At 72.1% G+C, this 3829-nt stretch carries 5 protein-coding genes; 1 reads left to right on the forward strand and 4 read right to left on the reverse strand.

All coding sequences use genetic code 11. The features are described from left to right. The 3 genes from AB0G02_RS22045 to AB0G02_RS22055 form a co-directional block, all read right to left on the reverse strand. Positions 1-1008 (reverse strand): PPE domain-containing protein (locus AB0G02_RS22045; RefSeq protein WP_360797328.1); only part of this gene is annotated, 1008 nt, incomplete at its 3' end. A 3-nt stretch (positions 1009-1011) separates the two neighbouring features. Continuing rightward, positions 1012-1623: a DUF3558 domain-containing protein gene (locus tag AB0G02_RS22050; RefSeq protein WP_360797330.1), complete on the reverse strand. Its 612-nt coding sequence runs from the start codon at positions 1621-1623 to the stop codon at positions 1012-1014. Beyond that, the gene (locus AB0G02_RS22055; protein ID WP_360797332.1) at positions 1620-2042 is read right to left on the reverse strand and encodes a hypothetical protein; all 423 of its coding nucleotides are present in this window, start codon (positions 2040-2042) and stop codon (positions 1620-1622) included. The genes AB0G02_RS22050 and AB0G02_RS22055 overlap by 4 nt, the downstream gene beginning before the upstream one ends. 151 nt (positions 2043-2193) lie before the next feature. On the opposite strand from AB0G02_RS22055, the gene AB0G02_RS22060 reads away from it, so the two are divergent. Next, the gene (locus AB0G02_RS22060) at positions 2194-3051 is read left to right on the forward strand and encodes a hypothetical protein (protein ID WP_360797334.1); all 858 of its coding nucleotides are present in this window, start codon (positions 2194-2196) and stop codon (positions 3049-3051) included. Here AB0G02_RS22060 and AB0G02_RS22065 read toward each other — a convergent pair. After that, positions 3033-3707 (reverse strand): helix-turn-helix transcriptional regulator, encoded by a 675-nt coding sequence (locus tag AB0G02_RS22065; protein WP_360797336.1) that lies wholly within the window; start codon positions 3705-3707, stop codon positions 3033-3035. The genes AB0G02_RS22060 and AB0G02_RS22065 overlap by 19 nt on opposite strands. Between the last annotated feature and the right edge of the window lie 122 nt (positions 3708-3829).

Here is a 3829-nt window from a genome sequence, read left to right on the forward strand (position 1 = left end):
GCCCCCGGGGCCACCCGGGCCGCCACCCGGTCCACCGGGGACGCGGGGCACACCGGGCGTGCCGGGCGGGCGGTTGCGCGGGTTGTTGGGGTTGCGGGGGTCGTTCGGGTTGCGCGGGTCGTACGGCAACCTCGGGTCGTAGGGCAACCGCGGGTCGTACGGCGGGGTCGTGCGGGTGTTGGGCGGCGGCTCGGTCCGGTAGCCGATGTCGGGCTGCGGCTTGGTGGGGTCGGGCTGCACCCAGGAGGGCCGCGTCGTGCCGTTGCCGTCCGTGCCGCCGGTGCCGCCGGGGGTGGGGACGGACGGCTCGGTCCACGACGGCTTGGTCGTGCCGGTGCCGTCGGTGTTCCCGTCCCCCGTGCCGTTGGTGCCGCCCGTCTCGGTGCGCTCCTTGCCCCCGATCTCGGGGGGCTCCTCCTTGCCCGGCTTGGGCGGCGGGATGACGATCTCGTCGTTGCGGTCCACGTTCCCGCTGATCTCGTCGGGCTCGGGGAACCACGGCATCGAGTTGCTGGCCGAGGTGGTGGAGCTGCCGTAGGTGTTCAGCACCTGGACGTTGTGGGAGTTGATCTCCTGCGACTTCTCGACCGCGTCGTCGTAGTCGGTGTCCCACGGGAGCGCGTCGTTGTACCAGGGCTTGTCCGGCACCTGGACGGGCTCGCGCAGGCTGCCCCTCGCCTCGCGGAACGCACGACTGATCTCGTTGGTGTTGTCACCCGCGGTCGTGGCGAGCCCGCTGGTCACGTCCGACCAACTGGCCAGCGGCGTGGTGTTGGCGCGAGCCGAGTCGCCCGCGGCGCCTTCCCAGACCGCGCCGGACGCCCGCACCGCCTGGTTGATCAGGTCGCTGATCTGGGTGTGGCCCGTGGAGATCTGGTTCCACGTCTCGCTGCTGGCGTCCGTGGTCTGCTCGGGACCGGCGCCCTCGTGGAACCACCCGTAGATCTGCTCCGGGGCGACGCACATGTTGAGCAGGCCCAGGGCATCGCTGTCGACATCACCGGCCATGTCCTACCCCTTCAGGTTCCCGATCACGGTCTCCGCGATCTCGCCGGACACAGAGCACGGGTCGGTGTACCCGGGCAGCTTCGTGTCGTTCACCCGGACCTGCACCGCGAAGCCTTCGCCCTTGGCCACGCCGACCGCGGTCGTGCACGCGCCGTGGGCCGCATCGGTCGCATCTGTGTCGACCGCCGGGTACCCGGCGATCTCGGTCGGCTTGAACACCGGAAGGTCCTCGCGGTTGGCGTAGACGCCGTCCAGGCCCTTGGCCTTGTCGAGCAGAACGACGAGGAAACTCGTGCCGAGCGCACGCTCGTCCGGGTACCACTGACAGGCCGTCCCGGTCGGATCCGTGCGCTGGGTGCCGGCCTTGGTCACGCCGCGGGCGGAAAGTTGGTCTTTCTTCAGCATCGCGCAAGGAGTGTCGAACTTGGCGAGGTCCAACTCCGGTCCAGTGATGGCTGGGACATCACCCGCTGCGGAGGACGTCGTGGTGGCGGCCCCTGCCGCGGTGGTGCTCGTGTTGCTGCCCGGCGACGGGGTGCCGTCGTTCTTGGTGGTGCAACCCGACACGACCACGAGGGCCGCGGCGGACAAGATCACCAGCGCTGCGCGAGTCACGACTGATTCCCCTCGCCCTTGAAGGCGTCGGCGGTCGCCTGCTCCTGGTTCTGGTAGGTCGCCAGGGAGGCTTGGATGCTCTCGATCGTCTTGTTGAGGGCGGCGATCGCCTTCAGGCTGGCCCATCCGTAGCCGCCGGCTTCGGTCCCGGCGGTCCGTTTGATCGTCGTTGTCGCCGACTGGCTGTACGGATCCTGGCCGGGTGATCCGAGGATCATGAATCCCACGTTCTGGTCGTAGAGCTCCTGGAGTCGGTTGCGCGCGTCGGCCAAGCCGTCGATCAGCTTCTGCGCCTGCGCCAGGTCGACCCGGAAGTGCGTCTGGCCCGCCGTCAGTCCCGAGCCCATCGGTCCGGCGGACACCGTGTCGGCCACGAACCCGATCTGCACAGCGCCCCCGCCGCCTCCGGCGTCCAACATCGTCGTGCTCCCCTCACGCTGAACTGCCCCCGGGTGATGATGGCACAGGGCCCCGACCACGTCCGGGGTATCGAGGCGGTTACCCCTCACGGGGGAGGGACGTCCGATTCGTTCAAGACCGCACGACCCCGTCCGGCCTACCGTCGGACGCATGATCGAAGCAGCCCGTTCCTTCCTGTGGCTCAACGCACGCGTCCTCGAGCAGCGGCGATTCGCGCACCTCTTCGACGGCGGCCCGGCGGAGCCCGTCGTGGCCGCCGTCCTGGCCTACCGGAACGACGACGGCGGGTTCGGGCACGCCCTGGAGCCCGACGGGCGTGGGCCCGGCAGCCAGCCGCTGCACACGTTCACGGCCTTGTCGCTGTTCGAAGAGGTCGGCGTGACCGACCACGCCGACGCGGCCTGCGACTTCCTCACCACCATCACCAACGCGGACGGCGGGGTGCCCAACTGCCTGGGCACCGCCGGCATGCGCGCGCCGTGGTGGCAGCCCTCCGAGGACAGCGACCTGCTGGTCACGGCCCTGCTGGCGGGCGTCCTGCACAGGATGGGCGTCGAGCACCGGTGGCTGGACGCCGCGACGGCGTTCTGCTGGCAGCGCCTCGGTGAGCTGACCAAGTCGCACCCCTACGAGGCCAACGCGTGCGCCCGCTTCCTCGACCACGTGCCGGACCGGCCGAGGGCCGAACGGGAGGCGGAGCGGTTGTGCGCGCTGGTGCGCGAGCAGGGCCTGGTCGACCTCGGGGACGGGCGGAGGACGGAGGGGTACGCGGCGGGCGAGACGCACCAGCCGCACCACTACGCGCCGACCCCCGACTGCCTGGCCCGGCGGTGGTTCGCCGACGACGAGATCGACGCCGACCTCGACGCGTTGGCCGCGGGGCAGCAGGAGGACGGCGGCTGGACGTTCCCGTGGGCCGCGTGGACGCCCGTGACGACCTACGAGTGGCGACCGGTCGTGACGATCGAGGCGCTGTCGACCCTGCGCGCCTACGACCGGATCAGCTGACCCAGCGGCACGCCCGCCAGCTCGCGCACCTCGCGCGACAGGTGGGCCTGGTCGGCGTACCCGGTGCGGTGGGCGACGTCCGCGAACGGCACGCCCGCCCACGCCAGCTTGACCGCCCGGTCGAACCGCAGCACCCGGTGCAGCACCTTGGGCCCGTAGCCGAACGCGGCCAGGCTGCGCCGGTGCAGCTGCCGGGCGCTCAGGCCCAGCGACCGGGCCAGGTCGTCGACGGTGGTGGCGGACACGGTCGACGCGATCGCACCCACCACGGGTTCCGGCGGGGTGTCCCGCAGCCGGGCCAGGGCGGCCGACGCGAGCACCTCGCACGGGTCGTCGGCCGTGCCCAGGGCGTCTTCGAACCGGGACGACGGCCCCCACAGCTCGGTCAGCGGAACGCGCTGGTCGCGCAGCTCGACCGCGGGCACCCCGAACGCCGAGGGCCCCACACCGGGCCCGAAGCGCACGCCGAACAACTCGCCCGGCCCCATCGGCGTCACGTGACCGACGGTGTCCGGCCCGGCCACGAACACCTCGCCGGTCGTGGCCGAGTAGATGATGTCGGTGCACCCGTCCGGCACGACCCGGCCGACGGCGGCCGTCACCGCGGACCGGCGCCACACGCAGGCCAGACCGGGGAACGGGCGTTCCGCGTACACACCGACGATGGTAGTGGCGGGGGCGCGCCGTGCTCGGGGGGCGCGGGGCGGCCCCCGCCACCGCTCAGGCCGCCCGGGCCCCCGCAGACGCCCCCTAGCCGCACGGGTGCGGGCCGTCGGAG

The sequence above is a fragment of the Actinosynnema sp. NPDC023658 genome, assembly GCF_040639995.1.
Classification (GTDB): domain Bacteria; phylum Actinomycetota; class Actinomycetes; order Mycobacteriales; family Pseudonocardiaceae; genus Actinosynnema.